This is a genomic window from Variovorax paradoxus B4, assembly GCF_000463015.1.
Lineage (GTDB): Bacteria > Pseudomonadota > Gammaproteobacteria > Burkholderiales > Burkholderiaceae_C > Variovorax > Variovorax paradoxus_E.
In genome coordinates this window covers 1303976-1323433 of the sequence record NC_022234.1, presented here as the reverse complement: position 1 = coordinate 1323433, position 19458 = coordinate 1303976, and the positions used below count along the sequence as shown (strand labels likewise).

The 19458-nt window shown below is 66.1% G+C and carries 24 protein-coding genes and 4 pseudogenes; 13 read left to right on the top strand and 15 right to left on the bottom strand.

Features of this window, described 5'->3' with window-relative positions; all coding sequences use genetic code 11:
• Window positions 1-166: 166 nt before the first annotated feature.
• A pseudogene (locus tag VAPA_RS34750) lies at window positions 167-331 on the top strand (ATP-binding protein); the annotation flags it as partial.
• 296 nt (window positions 332-627) lie between these two features.
• On the opposite strand, the pseudogene VAPA_RS33380 reads toward VAPA_RS34750, so the two are convergent.
• Together VAPA_RS33380 and VAPA_RS35375 are read right to left on the bottom strand one after the other, a co-directional pair.
• A pseudogene (locus VAPA_RS33380) lies at window positions 628-876 on the bottom strand (helix-turn-helix domain-containing protein); the annotation flags it as partial.
• 8 nt (window positions 877-884) lie between these two features.
• Window positions 885-1058 (bottom strand): annotated as a pseudogene (locus VAPA_RS35375) (nucleotidyl transferase AbiEii/AbiGii toxin family protein); the annotation flags it as partial.
• A 121-nt stretch (window positions 1059-1179) separates the two neighbouring features.
• Between VAPA_RS35375 and VAPA_RS35495 the strand changes: the two are divergent.
• Both VAPA_RS35495 and VAPA_RS35490 read left to right on the top strand, forming a co-directional pair.
• Window positions 1180-2031, top strand: a complete 852-nt coding sequence (locus VAPA_RS35495) for a Wadjet anti-phage system protein JetA family protein (protein WP_155248164.1) — start codon at window positions 1180-1182, stop codon at window positions 2029-2031.
• Window positions 1977-2417 (top strand): annotated as a pseudogene (locus VAPA_RS35490) (hypothetical protein); the annotation flags it as partial. The gene VAPA_RS35495 and the pseudogene VAPA_RS35490, both read left to right, overlap by 55 nt.
• Before the next feature lie 119 nt (window positions 2418-2536).
• On the opposite strand, the gene VAPA_RS35485 reads toward VAPA_RS35490, so the two are convergent.
• Both VAPA_RS35485 and VAPA_RS33365 read right to left on the bottom strand, forming a co-directional pair.
• Window positions 2537-2902, bottom strand: a complete 366-nt coding sequence (locus tag VAPA_RS35485) for a metallophosphoesterase family protein (protein WP_413470497.1) — start codon at window positions 2900-2902, stop codon at window positions 2537-2539.
• Between the two features lie 40 nt (window positions 2903-2942).
• Window positions 2943-3506 carry a helix-turn-helix domain-containing protein gene (locus tag VAPA_RS33365; RefSeq protein WP_041946949.1) on the bottom strand — a complete coding sequence of 188 codons (564 nt, stop codon included), beginning with the start codon at window positions 3504-3506 and terminating at the stop codon, window positions 2943-2945.
• A 171-nt stretch (window positions 3507-3677) separates the two neighbouring features.
• Between VAPA_RS33365 and VAPA_RS34340 the strand changes: the two genes are divergently transcribed.
• From VAPA_RS34340 to VAPA_RS33340, 6 genes are all read left to right on the top strand, one after another.
• On the top strand, window positions 3678-4043 hold the full coding sequence (locus VAPA_RS34340) for a helix-turn-helix domain-containing protein (protein WP_080667000.1): 366 nt from the start codon (window positions 3678-3680) through the stop codon (window positions 4041-4043).
• Between the two features lie 781 nt (window positions 4044-4824).
• A complete protein-coding gene (locus tag VAPA_RS33360) occupies window positions 4825-5610 on the top strand; it encodes an ABC transporter substrate-binding protein (protein WP_021004675.1) in 786 nt (261 codons plus the stop codon).
• A gap of 15 nt (window positions 5611-5625) precedes the next feature.
• Entirely contained in the window at window positions 5626-6297 is a 672-nt protein-coding gene (locus VAPA_RS33355) for an ABC transporter permease subunit (protein WP_021004674.1), read from the top strand.
• A 4-nt stretch (window positions 6298-6301) separates the two neighbouring features.
• Window positions 6302-6982 carry an ABC transporter permease gene (locus VAPA_RS33350; RefSeq protein ID WP_021004673.1) on the top strand — a complete coding sequence of 227 codons (681 nt, stop codon included), beginning with the start codon at window positions 6302-6304 and terminating at the stop codon, window positions 6980-6982.
• A 13-nt stretch (window positions 6983-6995) separates the two neighbouring features.
• A complete protein-coding gene (locus VAPA_RS33345) occupies window positions 6996-7583 on the top strand; it encodes a type 2 periplasmic-binding domain-containing protein (protein WP_021004672.1) in 588 nt (195 codons plus the stop codon).
• 2 nt (window positions 7584-7585) lie between these two features.
• Window positions 7586-8338 (top strand): amino acid ABC transporter ATP-binding protein, encoded by a 753-nt coding sequence (locus VAPA_RS33340; RefSeq protein ID WP_021004671.1) that lies wholly within the window; start codon window positions 7586-7588, stop codon window positions 8336-8338.
• A 312-nt stretch (window positions 8339-8650) separates the two neighbouring features.
• On the opposite strand, the gene VAPA_RS33330 is transcribed toward VAPA_RS33340, so the two are convergent.
• The 5 genes from VAPA_RS33330 to VAPA_RS33315 form a co-directional block, all read right to left on the bottom strand.
• Window positions 8651-9394, bottom strand: a complete 744-nt coding sequence (locus tag VAPA_RS33330) for a Fic/DOC family protein (protein WP_021004669.1) — start codon at window positions 9392-9394, stop codon at window positions 8651-8653.
• Window positions 9378-10064: a hypothetical protein gene (locus tag VAPA_RS33325; protein WP_021004668.1), complete on the bottom strand. Its 687-nt coding sequence runs from the start codon at window positions 10062-10064 to the stop codon at window positions 9378-9380. The genes VAPA_RS33330 and VAPA_RS33325 overlap by 17 nt, the downstream gene beginning before the upstream one ends.
• A 145-nt stretch (window positions 10065-10209) precedes the next feature.
• Window positions 10210-10617 (bottom strand): integrase core domain-containing protein, encoded by a 408-nt coding sequence (locus tag VAPA_RS35690; RefSeq protein WP_413470496.1) that lies wholly within the window; start codon window positions 10615-10617, stop codon window positions 10210-10212.
• Between the two features lie 124 nt (window positions 10618-10741).
• A complete protein-coding gene (locus VAPA_RS33320; protein WP_021004666.1) occupies window positions 10742-11026 on the bottom strand; it encodes a CopG family ribbon-helix-helix protein in 285 nt (94 codons plus the stop codon).
• A 146-nt stretch (window positions 11027-11172) separates the two neighbouring features.
• On the bottom strand, window positions 11173-11724 hold the full coding sequence (locus VAPA_RS33315; protein WP_041946747.1) for a chorismate mutase: 552 nt from the start codon (window positions 11722-11724) through the stop codon (window positions 11173-11175).
• A 338-nt stretch (window positions 11725-12062) separates the two neighbouring features.
• On the opposite strand from VAPA_RS33315, the gene VAPA_RS33310 reads away from it, so the two are divergent.
• Window positions 12063-13166: a J domain-containing protein gene (locus VAPA_RS33310; protein WP_021004664.1), complete on the top strand. Its 1104-nt coding sequence runs from the start codon at window positions 12063-12065 to the stop codon at window positions 13164-13166.
• 18 nt (window positions 13167-13184) lie between these two features.
• Here VAPA_RS33310 and VAPA_RS33305 read toward each other — a convergent pair whose 3' ends face one another.
• From VAPA_RS33305 to VAPA_RS33295, 3 genes are all read right to left on the bottom strand, one after another.
• Window positions 13185-13382: a hypothetical protein gene (locus tag VAPA_RS33305; protein ID WP_021004663.1), complete on the bottom strand. Its 198-nt coding sequence runs from the start codon at window positions 13380-13382 to the stop codon at window positions 13185-13187.
• Between the two features lie 134 nt (window positions 13383-13516).
• On the bottom strand, window positions 13517-14749 hold the full coding sequence (locus VAPA_RS33300; protein WP_021004662.1) for a type II toxin-antitoxin system HipA family toxin: 1233 nt from the start codon (window positions 14747-14749) through the stop codon (window positions 13517-13519).
• Window positions 14739-15008 carry a helix-turn-helix domain-containing protein gene (locus VAPA_RS33295; RefSeq protein WP_021004661.1) on the bottom strand — a complete coding sequence of 90 codons (270 nt, stop codon included), beginning with the start codon at window positions 15006-15008 and terminating at the stop codon, window positions 14739-14741. The genes VAPA_RS33300 and VAPA_RS33295 overlap by 11 nt, the downstream gene beginning before the upstream one ends.
• 248 nt (window positions 15009-15256) lie before the next feature.
• Between VAPA_RS33295 and VAPA_RS33290 the strand changes: the two genes are divergently transcribed.
• A complete protein-coding gene (locus tag VAPA_RS33290; RefSeq protein ID WP_021004660.1) occupies window positions 15257-15616 on the top strand; it encodes a hypothetical protein in 360 nt (119 codons plus the stop codon).
• Window positions 15616-16254 carry a hypothetical protein gene (locus VAPA_RS33285; protein WP_021004659.1) on the top strand — a complete coding sequence of 213 codons (639 nt, stop codon included), beginning with the start codon at window positions 15616-15618 and terminating at the stop codon, window positions 16252-16254. The genes VAPA_RS33290 and VAPA_RS33285 overlap by 1 nt, the downstream gene beginning before the upstream one ends.
• Here the strand turns inward: VAPA_RS33285 and VAPA_RS35685 are convergent.
• A complete protein-coding gene (locus tag VAPA_RS35685) occupies window positions 16144-16674 on the bottom strand; it encodes an ATP-binding protein (protein WP_413470490.1) in 531 nt (176 codons plus the stop codon). The two genes, VAPA_RS33285 and VAPA_RS35685, sit on opposite strands and share 111 nt — an antisense overlap.
• Before the next feature lie 363 nt (window positions 16675-17037).
• Between VAPA_RS35685 and VAPA_RS33280 the strand changes: the two genes are divergently transcribed.
• Window positions 17038-17427: a hypothetical protein gene (locus VAPA_RS33280; RefSeq protein WP_021004657.1), complete on the top strand. Its 390-nt coding sequence runs from the start codon at window positions 17038-17040 to the stop codon at window positions 17425-17427.
• A 283-nt stretch (window positions 17428-17710) separates the two neighbouring features.
• Here the strand turns inward: VAPA_RS33280 and VAPA_RS33275 are convergent, their stop codons facing one another.
• Both VAPA_RS33275 and VAPA_RS33270 read right to left on the bottom strand, forming a co-directional pair.
• Window positions 17711-18091: a type 2 periplasmic-binding domain-containing protein gene (locus VAPA_RS33275; RefSeq protein ID WP_021004656.1), complete on the bottom strand. Its 381-nt coding sequence runs from the start codon at window positions 18089-18091 to the stop codon at window positions 17711-17713.
• A 391-nt stretch (window positions 18092-18482) separates the two neighbouring features.
• Complete coding sequence (locus tag VAPA_RS33270; RefSeq protein WP_041946745.1) at window positions 18483-19427, bottom strand: ArdC family protein; 945 nt, start codon at window positions 19425-19427, stop codon at window positions 18483-18485.
• Window positions 19428-19458 lie beyond the last annotated feature (31 nt).

The following is a 19458-nucleotide window of genomic DNA, read 5'->3' as shown; positions in this document are numbered from 1 at the left end:
GAAGCCACCGCGGCGCCGTGCCTCCGATCGGGTCGATTCGTGCAACCGACAAGTTGATCGCCTCGCTGACCACGGGCAGTTTTATGCGGCGACAGAAACGGGCCGCCTAGAGAGGCTGTCGGGCTCTCGGCAACGGGGGGTCCGCATAAGAATGCTGTCCGCACTAAACCGGGTGGTGCAGGACTGGGGCAAGTACCTCGCCGACGCCACCATGGCCACCACCATCCTGGACCGGCTCATGCACCGCTGCGCAATGCTGGAGTTCGAGGGCAAAAGCTACCGCCTGAAGGAGGCCGCCGCGCCCATCGCCATCACGCCCGAATCGTCATAATCCGACCGTCCTGCCTGGAGCAGTTTGACCGGCCATAAGTGGAGCAGTTTGGGGTGGCCATCGGGGGACATGCCGAACCTCCAAAACAACAGATGGGGAGTTTCGCCGATCTGACGGAAGTGTTGACGGACTTCACCATGATCGGACTACTCAGCCTTCTTGCTGCGGATTGCATTCAGCAGCTTCTCGAGGATCTTCTCCATGATGGGATTTTGAGGCGTGGCCGCCGCCGGGCTCTTGCGCGAACCGGGGTTGGAGCCGTGTCGCAAAAAACGCGGCGTCAGGGCATCACCGAATCATGCCGCCATGGCCTCGTCCTGCTCCTGGCCAATCAGCACGTCGGCGGGAATGCCCATGCCCTTGTTCAGGCGGCGGATCATGTGCAGCGTCAGCGGGCGCTTGCGCGCGAGCACCTCGTAGACGCGGTTCAGCGGGCCGATGTATGGCACGAGGTCGCGCACCCCCAAGCCCGACTGTTCCATGCGGAAGCGGATCGCCCCGATGGGGTCGGGTGGGTCGATGGGGTAGTGCTCGGCTTCGTAGGCCTATGCGGGTCGTATTCATGAGCGATGTCTTTTTCGTTCCCGAACAGCACCTCGTGGGTAGGTCGGTTGTGCCCGGCCAAGTAAGTCACGAAGCATTCCACCGCCGCGTCCGACAAATCACCAGACTCGAACATCTTCAGCACATCAAACAAGTCACGCGGATGCTGGCGATCCATGGCCGATTGATTTTTAAAGTCTTATTAAATTTTTGACGCATTATTCAATCTCGCGCGGCAGCCGACCCGGAACGCCAACGCCCCCCGACTGCCAGATCGCGGTGGCCAACATCGAGGAGCTGCGCCCATGGCTATTCCCGACCTAATCACTTCCGCGGAAAGAGGGCTGTTCGGGCGCATTCCCAGCCGCCTGTTCGCGCCTTTGGCAGCTCCCAACCGTCAGCAGCACTGGCAATTGCTGTGTGCGCTTTATGAGCGGCGGTTCGGCCCTGACGCGCCTTTTCCACCCAGCCACGGATTCCACTGGCGCGAGATCGCGCGCGATATCGAGGACGAGCTGGCCGCGCTTGATGCACGTGCCGCCGCCGCGAATGCAGAGCCACCTCTGACGCCGTTGGTCATTCGTGCGAACGAAGACTTCCACCAGTTGAAGGAAGCGGACTGGCTGCGGGTGGAACTGCGCGGGGTCAAGCAGATGGTCACGATGCCGCCCGTCGTCGCGCATTTCATGGGACTGCTGGTGGAGTTTGCTCAAACCGGCCCGGTGTTCGTGGCCGGTAAGGTACGCTCGATCGAGGCCAACCTGCGGCTGATCGTGCGCGAGAACGCGGAAGGCGACACGCTCCAGGAAGCAGCCAGCCAGATCCGCAGCCTGCTGGAGCACGTGCGCAACACAGGCAACAGCGTGCGCGAGCTGATGCTCGCGATGGACCCGACGATTTCAACCGCTACCTACGTACGGACCTACTTCGACCGGTTCATTCAGCGGGTGTTCATCGGCGACTACGGCGAGTTGCGCACGCGAGAGCACCCGATTTCGCGCAAGCAAGAAATCATCCAAACGGTGGAACACATCCACACGTCCGCCGAGTCGCGCGAGCGGCTTATCGCCTGGTACAGCACCCCAAGCGGACCAGCGGCGACATGCGGCGTGCTGAGCTGCTGTTCGAACGCGACATCCAACGCCTCATCGATCTGAAACGGATCGACGAATACCTGGACCGCCTGGACGAGGAGGTACGCCGCGCGAACAAGCAAGCGCTGGTGTTCCTGGACTTTCGGCTGCGTGCGCTCCGACCGCTCGACCACCTGGTCAAGCACGCGATCGCCGGCGTGCTCGCGGGCGCTGCCGAGGCAGCGCCCTTTGCGCCGGGCGAACTGATCGGAATCGAGCGGCTGGCGGAACCGAAGAAAATGATCGTCCGTCCGCCGCCGGCGCCCCTGCGAACGGCGGTGGTGTCGATCGAGGAGCAGGCCCGCGCGCGGCTCATGTTACGCGCCCGCGATCTGCGGTCCATCACGGCCCCGAAGTTGACCGGCTACGTGCTGGCCAACTTGCAGGGACAGGACGAGGTTCAAAGCGAGCAATTGGTAGTGCAGGGCATCGGGGACGTGCGCGCGATTCAAGCTTTGAATGCGGTCGGACTAGCGATGTCGTCGGAGAGCCGCAACCTCAAGCTCGACGCGATGACGCTCGCGAAAGGCTACACGGTCGAGACGACCGAAGGGAAGCGCGAAGGGGAATGGGTACCCGGCCAACGACCAGTGGCGCAACGAACCAACGGCCGCGCGGCGAGCGCCCCGCGTGCCGCAGGCACGCCTAGCTGGAGGTAAACAAGCGCGCGCAGCGCGCATCGGCACCATGCGCTGTCGGGGAGCACCAACTTCTTCGTCATCTCGCTTTCGGCGTCGTGATTGCCGTGCAGTACAAACGCTCGAATTCCAGCCTTTGCAAGCCGCCCCATCTGCATAGCGAAGAAAATCCCGGTGTTGTAGTCCCGCCGGTCCCCGTCATATAGGTCACCAGCAAACACAACGAATGAGACGCTGTCCTCGATCGCCTTGGTCAGCCGCCTCGCTCCGCAGCCCGACGGTGCCGCCGCGAGCAGCCTATTCGCGCAACGTGAAAACCACCGAGAGGTACGAAACCGTCCCCGAATGAATGGTCTCGATGCCATGCAGCGCGGTCGCTTCGAACAGCAGCGAGTCGCCTGCCCTCACCTCCACAGTCCTGCCGCCATAGCGGTAGCGGACCTCCCCGGACAGGAAGTACAGGAACTTGAGGCCCGGATGCTGGAAGGTCACGTAGGGGTCGGCGCCAGGCAGCAGCGTGACCAGATAGGGCTCGACGAACAGGTTGCCCGACAGCAGGTGGCCCAGCAGCTCGTAGCGGTAGTCCGCCACGGCACCGATGCGGTCGACAAGAACGCCCTGCCCCGCGCGCACATGGCAGAAATCCGTGCGCCGCGCCTGATCGCCGAAGAAGCGCGACGCCGGCACACCCAAACCATTCGCGAGACGCTCCAGGGTCTCCACCGAAGGCGAGACCAGTCCGCGCTCGATGCGAGAAAGCATCGAGGCAGAAATCCCCGAGGCCTTCGCCAGCGCTCCACCGGATACATCAGCCGCCATGCGCAGCGCCCTCACCTGCGCCCCTATGCGCGTCGCCGACAGGCTGCGCGCCGCAGGTGCCGGTCGGCGTGTCTTTGCGGGCAATGCGGAAGTGGGAACTCGTATTGGTCGCCCGGTCGGCAGCGGTGACGCTTGATAGATAGCCATGACAGGGTCTCTATGCAGTGTATATGCCGTCGATTCTAGGGCTGCAAAGAAAGATCGTCAGCGGGTATGCCCACTGCCGCCAAGAGATCGAACCTGCAGGCTCCGACGCACAGGGAGCCTATTTCGATTGCACTCGGCAAGCGTCTCAAAGAACTTCGGATAAAAGCGGATAGATCTCAGACCGAACTCGCCTTCGATTGCGAACTTGATCGGACCTACATATCGCTTATCGAGCGAGGGTTAGCCAATCCATCGTTGTGGACTCTTGGCACACTGGCGTTCGCACTAAAAACGACAGTTCCAGATTTATTGCAAGGCAATACGTACGTCGTTGAGCCATCCATGGGTGAGCAAAGCAGAAAGCGTCGAGTCAATCAGGCCTCCCACGAGTCCAAACTTGCCATCGGCAGCAGGCGTTCGCAATTGCGTTGAACTCCAGTTGCTGCTCCGCGGAGGTCGGCGCGCTATCCCAACCTCGCGCGCCACTACCTCCAGCGCCGAACTCTCCGGCGGCAGCAACCTTGCTACCGCCCGGTCCTTGAATGCTTGTCCGTATCGAGCCACTCTCATCCTTCATCGCCGCCCCCGGGTTCTTGGTTCTAAGGAGGCGACAACTATTGTGATGCGGAGGGATGCACGTGCTCGGCGCATCGCTGCCGAGGGTCGAATTGTTTCCGTCGACGTGGAGGCCCATCCTGAAAAGGGCAATCAGATCTTTGCTGTCGGCGCCGTCAGATCTGACAGCGCAGATACTTACCGCAGCACCTGTTCTCCTGGCAAAGCAGCCGCGGTGGCGGCATCGACCTGCGTTCCTCCACGGGCATCGCGTGCGATTCGATCGAAGTACGCACAGAGCGTCCCCCGCTCTCCCTCGCGAACTTGCGCACCCATGGTCAAGACCTCGCTGTAGGTCGCCTCATGGCGCGAGCCGGCGGGTGGAACGAGGTCGCCGGCGGCGGCGCGGTGGCGAGGCACAGATCGATGCGCTCACCGCGACGCGGCCTCCATACCTCCGGCGCGCCGCCAGGCACGTTCGCGGGCACCGACTCGAATTGCCCGCGATGCAATGTGCGCGTCCCCCGGCGCGCTGGCCCCTCTGCGCCCGAAGGGCGGTCCTTCGAATGGGCAATTGCATCCGATGCAAGCATTGCGCACGCTCCGAAGCTCCTCGACGATCCGCGTATCACAACGATTCGTCTCGGAGACAATGTCCATGCGCTTCCACGCTTCGCTTTCCGGCTTGCTTCGCCGGCCCCTCGGCCTGGCACTCTCGTCATGCCTCTGCATGGCCGCGGCCAACGCCCAGGACAGCTACCGCATCGCGACCGAAGGCTCGTACCCGCCCTGGAGCTTCAAGGACTCGCAGGGGATGCTCCAGGGCTGGGACGTCGACATCGCGCGTGCACTGTGCGAGAAGATGAAGGCCAAGTGCGAGATCGTCGCTCAGGACTGGGATGGCATCATTCCGGGCCTCGTCGCCCGCAAGTACGACATGATCGTGGCGAGCATGGCGATCACGCCGCAGCGCCGCGAGCGCGTGGCCTTCTCGGCCAAGTACAAGGACACGATTTCGCGCTTCGTCGCGCGCAAGGGAATGCCGCCGGACGTCAGCCCCGCGGCGCTGAAGGGCCAGACCATCGGGGTGCAGCGCGGCTCGGTCCAGGCGGCCTACCTCGCGCAGAACTACCAGGCCGCGAACCTCAAGTTCTACGACACGCCGCAGGCCGCCGAACTCGATCTCGTTGCCGGCCGCGTCGAGTACATCCTCGGGAACATGGTCACCTACCACGTCGGCTTCCTGAAGACGCCCGAGGCCAAGGACTTCGCGTTCGTCGGCCCGGAGCTCAAGGGCGGCATCCTCGGCGAAGGCAACGGCATCGCCGTGCGCAAGGACGATGGACAGACCCTGGCGAGGATCAACGCCGCGCTTGAAGCGATCCGGGCCGACGGCACCTACGACCGCATCACGGCGAAGTACTTCCCGTTCAAGCTGATGTAGGCGCCGCGACCCCCGATGAACATCCTCCATGGTTTTGGCGGGCAGTTGCTCCTGGGCGCGCTCGCGACGCTGCAGCTCGCGGCCGCCGCGCTGGTGCTCGGCACGCTGTTCGGCGCCGCCGTCTGCGGCCTGCAGCTCTCGGGCCACCGCATTCTGCGGGCCGCCGGCGACGGCTATGCCGCGGTGGTCCGGGGCATTCCCGACCTGCTGATCGTCTTCGCCGTCTTCTTTGGTGGCTCGCTCACGCTCGCCGCGCTCACCGGCCGCTATGTCGAGATCGACACCTTTCTCGCCGGTGTGGCCGCGCTGGCGCTCTCGTTCGGCGCCTATGCCGCCGAGATCGCGCGGGGCGCACTGCAGTCGGTCCCGAAAACCCAGCGGGAGGCCGCGAGAACGCTCGGCCTGTCGCGCGCCCAGGCGCTGTGGACCGTCGTGCTGCCGCAGGCGGCCCGCTTCGCCCTCGCCCCGTTCGGCAACCAGTCGATCGTTCTGCTCAAGCAGACATCGATCGTCTCCATCGTCGGGTGCGACGAACTCATGCGCAAGGCCGCAGAGGCCTCCGGCGCGACGCGGGAGCCGTTCACGATGTATCTCGCCGCCGCCTGCATCTATCTTGCGCTGACCGGCTTCGCCACGCTGTGCCTCGAGTGGGCGGAGCGCCGCGCCGCACGCCCGCTGGCTGCCTGACCCCATGTTCGACATCACCCTTCTGTGGTCCGTGCTGCCCGCGCTGGTCGAGGGCGCCTGGCTCACGCTCGAGCTCACGGCCTGGGTCATCCTCCTGGGCACGGCCCTGTCGATCCCCGTCGCCCTCGGCAGGAACGCGCGGGCCGCCGGACTGCGCGCGGCGGCCCATGCCTACGTGCTCTTCTTTCGCGGGACCCCCGCGCTGGTCCAGCTGTTCCTGCTCTACTACGGGGCGGGCCAGTTCGACGTGATCCGGCATTCCGTGCTGTGGCCCGTGCTGCGCGATCCCTACTGGTGCGTGGTGATCGCCCTGGGACTGAACTCGGCCGCCTACACCGGCAAGACACTGGGCGCCGCACTGGCCGCGATCCCGCGCGGGACGCGCGAGGCCGCCCGCGTCCTCGGGCTCGGCCGCGTCCAGGCCTTTGGCCTGATCGACCTGCCGCTCGCGGTGCGCACGGCGCTGCCGGCCTTCGGCAACGAGATCATCCTGACCTGCAAGGCGACCTCGCTCGCCAGCACCGTCACCCTGCTCGAGCTCACGGGCAGCGCCCGCCTGCTCACCGCCGAGACCTACGCGCCTTACGAGATCTTTCTCGGCGCAGGCCTCGTCTATCTCGCCATCAACTACGTCCTGCTGCGCGGCGTCCGCGCGCTCGAGGCCTCGTTGAATCGTCCACACTGAACCAAGCAAGCGCATGAGATTCCTCACCCTGGGCCCGGCAGGCAGCAACCACGAATTCGTGACCCGCCGCTACCTCGACTTTCACGGCCTTCGCGACACCGCGATCCTGGACCTGGTCTCCGATTTCGAGCGCGGCGCCGATGCCGTGCTGCGGGGCGAGGCCGATTTCATGATCCAGTGCGCGGTGCATCCCGCCGCTGTGTCGACGGTCGCGAAGTGCTTCGTCGGCCTCCACCTGATCGACACCTTCATCTCGCCGAGCCAGGACCTGGCCATCCTGCAGCGCCACGACGCCGCGCAACGCACGTCCCTTGCGCTCATGCGCCCGACCCTGCCGTACATCGACCGCCGCCAGTGGCCGCAGATCGAATTCGTGGAGACCGTCGCCGAGGTCACCCAGGGCGTGAGGGACGGGAAGTACGCGGTCGGCCTCGGCTATGCCTGGGCCGCGGAAAAACACCCCGAGCTCCTGCATGTGAGGCAGTTCATCGGCACGGTCGACGATGCCTGGATGGTCTATGGGCGCACCCGCGTGAGCACCGGGGAACTGAGCGCCTGGCGCGACAGCCCCGCCGCCCTTCTCTATCGGCGGGGAGCCTGAGCATGGGCGCGGCCATCTCCTCTCTCGATCCGATGGTCTCGGTCGCGGGGCTGTCCAAGCATTTCCACGCACAACAGGTGCTCAGCGACGTCCATCTGAGCGTCGCAGCCGGTGAGCGCGTGGTCGTGTGCGGCCCCTCGGGTTCGGGCAAGTCGACGCTCGCGCGGTGCATCAGCGGACTCGAGAGCTACGCAAGCGGCACCGTGACGGTCAACGGTGTCGCAGTCTCGCCGCGCATGCGCCATGCCGATCTGGTACGGGCCAACATCGGCATGGTGTTCCAGCAGTTCAACCTGTTTCCGCACCTCACCGTGCTCGAGAACTGCACCTTGGCACAGCGATGGGTCCGGCGCCGCTCCCGGCAGGAGGCGCGACAGACCGCACTCGCGTACCTCGACAAGGTCCGGCTCGCCGAGAAGGCGTCAGCCTATCCGGCTCAGCTCTCAGGCGGACAGCAGCAGCGCGTCGCCATCGCGCGGGCACTCTGCCTGAATCCTTCTGTCATGCTGTTCGATGAGGCCACGTCGGCACTCGATCCGGAGATGGTCAAGGAAGTGCTCGAAACCATGATCCTTCTGGCGCGGGATGGCATGACGATGATCTGCATCACCCACGAAATGGGCTTCGCGCGGGCGGTCGCCGACAAGGTCGCGTTCATGGACGGCGGGCGCATCGTGCAGGCCGCGCCGCCCGGCGAGTTCTTCGGCAACTGCGCGGACGCGCGGATCCAGCGATTCCTCAGCAAGGTCTTCTGACCCGAGGTCCTTGCTCGAAGTTCGTGCGTTCACTCGGTGCACACGCGTGCCAGGCCGCGGTCCAGCCCGATGGCGAACAGCGGCGACAGCCCATGCGAGTCAACGTGCCGCGCGGTCGCATGCGTCAACCGCTCGCGGCAACCCGGCCGCTCGCGCAGCGACCGGGTCGCGACGAGTTCGTCGATGGACCGGGGGCGGAGCCGATCGAGCGCCGGACGGAGCTCGTTCCTCAGGTCTGCGCGAGGTCCGGCCGGCCCCCTTCCCTCGCGCCGCCCGCGAACCACGAGCGGATTTCGCCGGCTCAACTGGCGCTCACGGACCCCCATCGTCCGGCTCGACGCTGTAGCCCCGCTGGCGCTCGAAGTCCCGGTACTGTCGCGCGACCTCAGCGTCGCTGTGTTCGCCAGCGATCGTGTCCTCGGGGCCCTGACCATCGAGCCCCGACAAGGTGTCGATCACTCTTCCCCACAATGGCCGCTCTTGGTGAACACCCACGAACGGTTCCAGGTCGTCATCCAGGATGCCCTTGCCAGGCGAAGCAATCTCGGCGCTCAGTGCTTCGAGGTAATCCGTCTTGCGGGTGCGATGCCATGCGATGCTGAAACCAGCCCGGTGGCACAGTTCGCTGTGCACCACCAACATCGTCCGCCCATTGCCATCCAAGAAAGGGTGGCCGTAGGCGAACAGCCCCATCACCTCGCCCGAGCGTTGGCGGAACTGACGCTTGTCGCGCGCGATGCGAAGGCCCTCCTCCACGGCGCGCCGCGCATCGGCCGGGTGACTGAACCAAGTCCCGGCTTTCGTCACCGCGATGTCGGGGGCCGTAGCCGCCCGATCTTGTCCGGCCCAGGGGTAGAACGCCGAGAACAGAATTCGATGGACTGCGAGAAAGTCGTCGTAACCCAGGCGCCTGCGCTTGGCCAAATGGGCGATGGCTTGGTCCAGACCCGCACGAAACAGCTGATGCTCCAACTCCTGAACGATCTGTAAATCCTTCTCCCCGTAGCGGTTGCGCAGGTAACCCGCCTGTTCGAAATCCTTAAATGGATCGAACACGTTGCTTGCGCTCGCGCAGGTAGTTGACCAGCAGCGTGGTCATCTCCGCAGTCGACAGCTTGCCCGCACGTTGGAGCGCGACCAGCAGGTCCTGCACAGGGCCAGTACGGACCGGATCTCCCGCGAGCTTTGTGACAGTCTCGGCCCACTGATCTGACATCGTCGGGCTGTAGCTCACCTGATGTCGACTTGCAAGATCGCGCACGAATTCAGCCACGTTCGTCGCAGGAATGACCAGCCTGCGATCCGACGCAGGCGCAACCTTTGCGCGCGTGCGGTCGTTGATGTAGGACACCCTGCGCTCGCCGAGCGCCAGCTTGCGCGAAAGGCGCCGGTGCCCGGTGTCCAGAACGATGTTGCCGTTGTTGCTCCGGGCGATCGGCGCGGTGTGGCCTGAGGCCGCCGAACCAGGGGTCATGTGAAGCTTGGCAGCAGCCTCACGAGCGAGGGTCTGAAAATCCGCCGCCGGCCGCACCGTCCGAGTCTGGACGTCCCGCCGGGCTTTGGCGTAAACACCCGAGCCCAGACGGACCAGGTCGCCATCGCGCTGCAAGGTCCTGAGCGCGTCGGACACCTGCGACGCACTGCCCAAACCGGCAAGTTCGCTGCGCAATACGACATGGCCGGCTCGACGCCGGATTGACAAACGCATGCGGTCGACAAGCTTCATGGTGGTGCCATTCAATTTTAACACCTTCCGGCAAAATTCAGTACAAATTCCAATTAAATCAACGACTTACACCTGCGAGAAGTAACGGCACTTCGGCATTTCCTGCAACTCCCAGAAAGGAAAGAAGGCCTCCTTGACCTGCCCCTCATGCGATGCAGAGCATCACGCGGAAGCACGGGGATGCAAGACGGATCGATCTCTGCGGTTGCTGAACGGGTTCGAACTTCGCTGGGCGCATTCGCTGGCAACTGCTGTGCGGCCTGACTTCGTTGTCTTCCCGGCGTGAGCGTGTGACGATCGTCCTGGCCCGCCGCAGCGTCTCGAACGCTTGCTCGTTCGGACACTCGTCCCTGAACTTGCGGTGAAGCGCTAGCCGTTCTGCACGGGCCGTCCCGGCCCGATCAGATGCAACGGATGCCGGGGGTCTGCGCCAGCCCCTGAAGGCGCGACAGCTGGGCTCTGGGTCGTGTCGGTGCGCACAACCGGCGGATACCGCGGGAGAGCCCACTGACCAGCAGGCGAGCCGTTCGCTCTGGTCGCATTCCTCGATCATGGAGGCACCGGCCGCGCGCCTGGCCTGCGGGACTCGCGACCGCCTGGATATCGCAGGGCGATCAATGGGTCGATCGAAGACATCGAGGACTTCCGGGGCGACTTCAATCCGCGTCATCTGCCCATCAGTGCTCGAGCTTTCGCGCGGGCGGCTTTACGGGTTCCTCGCCCCGCCCACGAGCAGCAAGGTATTTCTTCGCGTCGTCCCAAGGCACGAAGCTCCCGGTCGCCAGCAACTTTGCCCAGCGCTTCTCGGCGATGCGATGCAGCTCTTCCTGTGCTTCGACTTGCTCGACTGTCCGAGCGATGGCATCGACGATGAAAGCATGGGCAGTTTTTCCTGCCAAGTCCGCAGCTGCGGGGATACGCTCTTTGAGATCGTCGTCCAGGCGAATGGTGGTTGTCGACATGGTCAAACCTTTCGTACGTACATTGCAGCACGGTGGTGCTGCAAACCCTGTCTGGCACTTTCCGGTTTCTTCGGCATGGCGCAGCCGGATCCGCGGCTTGTCAGCAAGATCTTCTGACCCGAGGTCCTTGCCGGAAGTTCGTGCGTTCACTCGGCGCACACGCGCGCCAGGCCGCGGTCCAGCCCGATGGTGAACAGCGGCGACAGCCCATGCGAGTCGACGTGCCGCGCGGTCGCATGCGTCAACCGCTCGCGGCAATCCGGCCGCTCGCGCAGCGACCGGGTCGCGACGAGTTCGTCGATGAACCGGGGGCGGAGCCGATCGAGCGCCGGACGGAGCTCGTTCCTCAGGTCTGCGCGAGGTTCCGCCGGCGCTCCTCCCTCGCGCCGCCAGCGGGCCATGAGCGCGAACTGGACGAGTTTGCTCGCTTCGATCTGGTCGGTGAAGAACGCGGTCACCAGTTCTCCTGGCAAACCCCGCGCGCCCGCCTCTTGCGCAGCCGCCGCAACGACTTCCTGCTCGCGCGGATCGCCCGGCGGATCCGCGACCGGCTGGCGGCTGTCCCATTTGGTCAGCGCCACTTGCCGGGACAGATCGAGCCGCGCCGCGCTCAGGGCCACGAGGGCCGAGAAGCCCTCGGACCGATCGGGCCCGGTGGCATCCGAAGCACAGGCGAGTGTGGCCAGCGTGAGGGCCATCGCGCCGGCCGCTCGGAGACAACGAATCAGAACGCGCATGTGCATCGGGAACCTCCGGAAGTCCAGCGACGCGATCGGGGCTGCCCGCCACCGGATCGACCCGAGGCAAAGATTAGTGCGGGGACGATCGCACGTCGCCTGTCAACATGCCCAGTTGCGCGCGGACCGCCGGTCGCGCGCAACGGTACCGCCGCTCAGACGTGTTGGCGGCGGCGTAGATCCGCCTCCATCCGGTGGTGAGGAGGCGGTTTTGAAGCGGGGGTTCGGCCCGGCGGCCATTGAGGCCGGGCCATGAACGACAATGGCGGCATCATCAAAGCTGGAACTGGAGCTGGCCCGTGTCGCGCACTGACGCCCTTCAAATCTCGTTGCACAAGTCCGGGTCTGCATTGACGCCGCCGCAAAAGCGGTTCAACAGCCTCATCCGGCAGATCGCACAGGCGCGGCAGACGCTGGCGGCGTGGCACGAGCACATCGCGGCGTATCGCCAAGCGCATGCACAGGTGCTCAGGCCGCTGCAGGCAGACTTGATCGCGGGACGCAGGCAATGGGTGTTTGCGTTGGATGCGCTGATTGATCAGCGCAACTGGACCAAGGCGGAGCGCGGCACGTTGCGCGAGCTGCTGTGCGACGCGACGGGGGAACTGCTGGCCGCGCGCGGCGAGGACGCAGCGCTGAAGGCACTGTTCGACAAGCATGCGGAAGTGGACTTCGACACCGAGCAGCGCGAGATGATGCGGGCAATGAAGGGCCTGACGGAGGCGATGACCGGGCTGGACCTGGGCGACGAGGAAGGGATCGATACGGATGCGGACCTGTTCGCGCGCATGCAGCAAGGCTTGCAGGACCGCGCGGCGGCCGAGGAAGCTGAGCGCGAGGCAAAGTCGGCGCTCGGCCGCAAGAGCGCGGCGCGGCAGCGGCGCGAGGCCGAGGCGCAACAGGCCACCCACTCGGTGCGCGAGATCTACCGCAAGCTTGCCAGCGCCTTGCACCCGGATCGCGAGACTGATGAGCGGCAACGCGCAGAGAAGACCGCGCTGATGCAACGGGTCAACCAGGCCTATGCGGCCAACGACCTGCTCGCGCTGCTGGAGCTGCAATTGGAGATCGAGCAGATCGATGCGAGCCACGCCGCGACCGCCGGCGCCCAGCGCTTGAAGCACTACAACAAGGTGCTGGGCGAGCAGTTGGCCGAACTCAAGTCGCAGGTGGCCGACGTGGAGATGGGGTTCCGCATGGAGTTCGGCCTGGAACCCGGTTGGGGAATGAACCCTCGCAAGCTCGGCGAGGTGCTCGAGCAGACGAGCCGCCAGTGGCGAGCCGAGTTGAGCGAGCAACAACGCGATATGCGCATGCTGGGCGATGTGGCGGCGACCAAGCGCTGGCTGAAGCGCCAGAGGCAACTGCTTGACGAATCCGAGTTCGACTTCGAGCCATTCTGAGCCAGGTGCTTGCGGCGATCAGAAGGGGTGGTCAGGATCGAACTCGGGCAGCGGCAAGTGCGGCGCGAGCTGATCGCGCCAGGCCTGCTGCGCGGCCGATCCGTACATTGACCATAGCTGCTGGCGCAGCGCATGCAGGCACTCGAAGACGGCCAGAACCTGCTCGGGTGTCCAGTGCGTGGGCAGCGACGATGGTTGTGCGTGGTGCGAGCTCACGACTTGCTCCTGACGGACTTGCCCGCGCGATGCAACGGAACCAAGAACCCCTCAAGAAGATGGCTGCCGGCAAAATGTGAGGAGCGCCGCCATGCACCGCAGCAGAGAAAACGCCGGCCGGCCGGCGCGCCCGTTCATCGCGCGTGCGCGCGTCCCTCTTCCCAGGCTCGCGCCATCTGCTCCCACAGCGCCCTGGTGACACGCGCGTCGCCTTTGGCCTCATCCAGGGTCTTGCCCATGGCACCCGCTATCCGGTCAATCACGTCGACGGGCTGGGCGACACCACAGATGCGGCGGCCGAAATCCACCAGTTCTTCGGTTGTCGGATAGGCTTTCGTCTGGTGTTTACCCGCGAACAACTTGAGCGCACGTGTCCGGTCTTCGAGCTCAGGGCCACCCGGGAACTGGGTGTACTTGTAGATGGAGGTTGTCACCACATCGAACATGGGCGCCAACCACACGCCCTTGCGCGAGCGGTAGAGCAATCCGAAGTTCTTGAGGTGCGCATCGCCGTTGCGGACCATGATGGAGAAGGCGACCTGCTCGAAGAATCGATGCAGGTTGCTGCTGTGAAGCTGGAACTGGCGCAGCAACTCGGCGACACGCTGGTAGCTGCCGTGGTATTTGCGGTCCGACAGGATGTCGCGCACCCGCAGCCCCGCCAGCGCCGCGATGTCTTCAAAGCCGAGCCGCTCTACCCGGCCATCGTCATGAACGACCAGGTCAAAGCGGTCCAAGACCAGCATCTGGCCATCGTCGGACAACGCGAACGACGGCACATCGATGCCTGCGCGTTTGGCGGCCGTCAGGCACAGATACTCGTTGGCAGCCAGCCCGGGGTAGGCCGCGCTTGCCGCCTTGACAATGAGCGATGGGATGGGCGCCGTCGGTCGGTCCGGCACCATGATCTTGGGCTGCATGCCCGCAATGCCCGCCCCCGTGCTCAAGTAGGCCGCCACCAACTCACTGAAAACCTCTGGCGTGTACGTCGTGCCCAGCAATTCGGCCTTGCTCAGCGTGCGCGGCAAGGCGGGTGCCACCTGGTCGGGCAGGCTGTAGCCCAGCCGGCCAATCCCGTGGCGCCCTGCCAGCGCCAGCATGTGCATCGGCGTCATCGGCTGTTTCGGGAACAGCGCCCGAATTCTCATGAACAGGTCGCCCTCGGGAAGATTCTGGTCCATCGGAGGAAACAGGTCGCCGTCTTGCCAGGTGAGGCGCTCGCTGGGCGGCATCAGCAGGGCCACCGTCGCCTGCTCCGCGTCCGGCGCGAGATACCGGAACTCGCAGGTGGATGTCCGGAGCAACTGGCCCGCCTGGGCCGCGTCCCCGATAGAGACATTCAGGAGACGAATCTTTTCAGGGAGCATCGTCGTCGTCCTGGAATCGCGCAGCGACTTCACTGGCAGACGGCAAGCCAGACCGCTCCAATCGCAGCGCCAGACCGAGTGCCCCCAGCACGGCAAGCAGCGAGGACACGGTGGCGTCTTCCCCGGATTCAAGCCGGTAGATGACCTCCCGAACCTTGCCGGCCTTCTCGGCAAGCTCGGACTTGCTCATCCCCAGGGCTTCGCGCTGCACTCGCAGCTGGCGACCCAGCTCGTCCGGCAATCTGATTTTGTCAGTCATGGCTGACATCCTCGTGGAAATTCACAGTTCTGCCAGTCATAGCTGACAAGCCGTCGTGCCCACCTTTCAACCCCGTCCCAGGGGCACAGGTCCGCCAGGCTGGAAATCGAGAATCTGCTCCACATTGGTTCAACGTTTCGTTCACTCCCGGCGAAATGGCCTTCGGGACGCGGAGGCCAACCATTCGCCTGAGCGAGACGCCTAAAAATCCATAAAATAGCTAAAATCCCTGTTTTAGGATCTTCCTGATGTCTGCCCGCGCTGCCCCCAAGCCCATTGCTGAAATCGAGCGCCTGACGCGCAACCTGCCGTCGTTCTCCGCCACCAAACTGGCCTCGGGCATGCAGAGCGTGACCGGCACCGTGATGGCGCGCGGGGCGGTCCTGATCACGCGGCATGAACAGCCTTCGATGGTGCTGATGTCGGTGGAACGCTATCTGGCGCTGGAACAGGCGGCGCAGCCAGACCTGGAAGCGCTCACGCGCCACTTCGACACCATGTTTTCGCACATGCAGGGCGAGGCAGCCGCACAGGCGATGGCGGATGCCTTTGCCATGGCGCCGGCCGAACTCGGCGAGGCGGCTGTTGCCCGCGCGGCACATCGCTGATGCCGGCGCGAATCTTCGTGCTGGCCGGCGTCAACGGCGCCGGCAAGAGCAGCGTGGGCGGCGCGGCGCTGCTACAGAAGAAGGTCGAGTACTTCAATCCGGACTTGGCCGCACGTGCACTGTCGGATGCCCATCCCGGACTCCCGGCCGAAGTGGCGAACGCCCAGGCCTGGGAACTCGGCCGCAGCGGACTCGAGCGTGCCCTGGCGCAGCAGTCGAACTTTGCCTTCGAAACGACGCTGGGCGCCAGGACGATCCCCGAGATGCTCCTCCAAGGGGCGCGCCAGGGCGCCCTGATTCATCTCTGGTACGCGGGACTTTCTTCTCCGGAACTTCACCTGCAGCGGGTCAAGGCCCGCGTGGCCAGCGGCGGCCATGACATTCCCGAAGCGAAGATCCGCGAGCGCTACGAAACCAGCCGCGCCAACCTGATCCGGCTGCTGCCGCACCTGGCGAGTCTGCGCGTCTATGACAACAGTGCCGAAGGCGATCCAAAGGCCGGCCAGCGGCCTCAACCGCTGCTGTTGCTACACATGGAGGGAGGCCGCGTCGCCTCCCACATTGCGCTCGATCTCGTGCCACAGTGGGCCAAACCCATCATCGTCGCCGCTTGGGGGCGCCGCGGCAGCGCGCCCTGAGCGTTCGAGAGCCTTCGCGCCTCGCGGCGGCGGTGCTGGTCTCTTCCAAAGCGGGTCGGTCCTGGAGCGCTTGAAGGTCCGAGCGATTCGTCGGCACGATCGAGCGGTCCATCGGACGCCCGCCATCGCTTGCACGTGGCCAGGCGGCCAAAGCTTTCGGCAGCACGCGGCGCAGTGCGCCCAAGAACGAATCCGCAGCGAGCGATACGCGCGCCACCGGCGCGACTGGGCCGCGAGGGGGAGTCGGCGGTTCTGCTGCATCAGGCGATCGAGGATCGCCTCGGCAATGGCGGCGTCACCGACCCACGCATGCCCGTGATCGATCGGCAGTTGGCCGGTGATGACGGCGGCCTCGCCGGCTGCCCGGTCGTCGACGATCTCCGGCACATCGCTGCGGGCCTGGACGTCGGGCGCGGCCATGCCCCGGTCGTCCAGCGGCAGCACATCGGTCTTGGCCAGTTGGACCCGGCTTGATCTGACGCCGCGCGTCCCGGCCCGGCCCGGCGCAGCGCCTCGGCGACGCCACGGCACCAGGACGCGCCCCGGCTGCGAGTGGCCCGCCGACACCGCAGCCGGGCGCCTCGCCGAAAGGCCCCCCGGAGCGAGCGCAGCCATGTCCGCGCCGCTGCCGCGCGCGGTCGCAGGCTTGTCCGCTTCGAGAGCGATCCTGCGATCGGCACCGGCGCCGCCGAGGCGCTCCCGGGGCACCTTGACGCAGCGCAAACGGCCGAGGCGAACCCCCTCCTAGACTTTCCGCTCCATGAACTCAGAGGGCATCTCATCATGAACGATTCATCTTCGAAGGCTTTCGTCTCGACCCGCGCATGGATCCTCGCGGCCGGGGTGGTGTTGATGCAGGCGCTTGGCGCCGGCGCATGGGCTCAGGGCACGGGCGAGGCCGATCCCTCGCAAGCCAAGGCACGGCCGGCGCCGCAGACGACACCGTCCGAACGCGCCGCGGCACGCAAGGAGCGCATGGCGCAAGGACGGCAGGTCGCCCGCGGCGCCCAGCTGAGCGAAGGCGATCCGAAGCCGAGCGCGCAGGCCAGGCCGTCCAGGGCGGAGCGACGGACCGAGAACGCCCGCAGGCTTCAGGCGAACCGCCAGGCGAACAGGCGAGGAGAGTTCGCCCGCGGAGGCAACGCCGACGCGCCCGAATCGGGGCGCCGTTGAGCAGCCGGCGTCGACCGCGTCCATCGCAGGGGGGGGCCAGCGGTGCTACCGTGACCGTCGATTCCGCCATCGTGACCGGTGAATCCGGACCATCCGGAAAATCGGTCGCGTCGAGCCCGGATTCACACGTTCGCGCGCAATGCCGGGTCACGAGAGGCCGGAACGGGGCGGTCACGATGCCCCGGAATACCCGGCCGGCGTGCATGATGGCCCCGCGGGGCATCCGCGTCTGGCTGGCCACGGGCGCGATGGGCATGAACTGCGGCACGACCACGCCGGCCACTCAGGCGGGGGGCGCGACGCGCACGTCCGCTTGCGTGCCGGGCAAGTACGCCTCGACCTGGCTCTGAAGGGCGGCCGCTGCAGCGTGCATCGCCTCCCGGAGACGGAGGGCTGCCCGCGTGTGATAGCGGTTGAGCGAGCGGATCAGGCACGCTTTCCGCTCCAGCGCGGGGGCATCGATGGCCACGGCGCCGCGCACGATCAAGCTCCATGCCGTGGCCGCATTGACCACCGCCGTCACACCGCGATGACGCGCGGCATGCACCAGATCCTCCTGCGCATCGGATTCGAAATGCACCTGCAGCCTGAGACCTTGCGCGGCGAACAGGCCCTCGATCCGGCGGCGCAGGGTGTGTTCGGTCGGCAGCTGACCGCCGCGCAAGTTGAGGCGGCGATTTCAGGTGGGCGGCGCATGCACGGGCCCGATGGGTGGCGCGGGTTGCGCGGCCGGCGCGACGTTCCGGCATCGAAGCAGGCGTTGAATCAAGACTGACCGCTACGGCGCGCGGTCAGCACCCCCTTCTGTTTTCACCCCGACCCTGGTGCTCCGCCGGCCCTCATGCCTTTTCCGTTCCGCCTGCCGCGCGACCGTTCGAGGTCGGCGTGCGGAACGCAAGCGTCGCGGGTCCGCCATGTCGATCCGCCGAACGCCGGATTCGGGCCACGCGGGATTCGCGCCGGCACGGCTTCCTGGTGCGGCCCGGCCTGGCCGCGAGGCCGGCGCGCGACATCGCCACGCGCCGCCTTCACCAGATCTCGATGCATCCGCCCCCTCACCGCTGCGCGACAGGTCCGGACCCGCCAAGCGCAGGCATCTCCCGCGCCAAGATGTACGCGAACGCCTCCTCCGCAAGGCGCGCCGCCGTGAAAATCGCCGTGCGGTCGGCCCGCAGCACCTTCAGCCAGGCGTCGATGTAGGCCGCATGCCCCTCGACCGTGGCATCGACCAGCCCGCAGTGCCCCAGGAGGAACGCGCTGCCGAGCTCCGCCACCAGTTCCTCGAACGCATAGGCCGCGTCGCCGAAACGCCGCCCGAAGCTGCGGTTCAGCCGCCCGGGATGGCCGGTCCAGTGCACCAGCTCGTGCAGCGCCGTCGCGCACTGCGCCTCGGCGCCCGTGAACTGCCGCGGCCACGGCAGACGGATCTCGTCGAGCGCCGGCAGGTACGCCGCCTGGTCGAACCCGTGCCGGATCGTCGCATGGCAGCCCCCCAGCAGCCGCATCGCCCGCTCCACGGGACCCTGCGAGGCCGCCGGCGCGGCGATGCCCAGGTCCACGACCTCGAGCGGCAGCCCGTCGATCTGCGCCAGGTTGAAGAGCCAGAACGGCCGGCACCGCAGCACGCCCGGGCGCGCACCGGAACGGGCCGTCAGGGCCTCCTCATCCACGCCGCCTTCCGAGAGGACATCGTCGGCATCGTCAAGGCGCTCCCGCGCCCCGCGCTCGAAGTGCGCGCACAGCACGCCGCGTTCGCCCCGGCGCACCTGGGCGCCGAGGCGCTGCGACTGCCTGTAGGTCAGCCACACATTGGACGCGTAGCCCGCCTCGATCGCCGCCTCCCAGAGCAGCAGCACATTCGCGCCGCGGTAAGGCGCCCCGGTCTTGCCGTTGCGAGGCACTCCGCGCGCCGCCGCCCGCGTCCAGCGTTCGCGGAACACGCTGCCGCCCTTCTCCAGCATCGCGATGATCCGGTCCGTCACCATCTGCCGCACGTCCATGCGGTCCCGCCCCTGCACAGCAGCGCCCGCA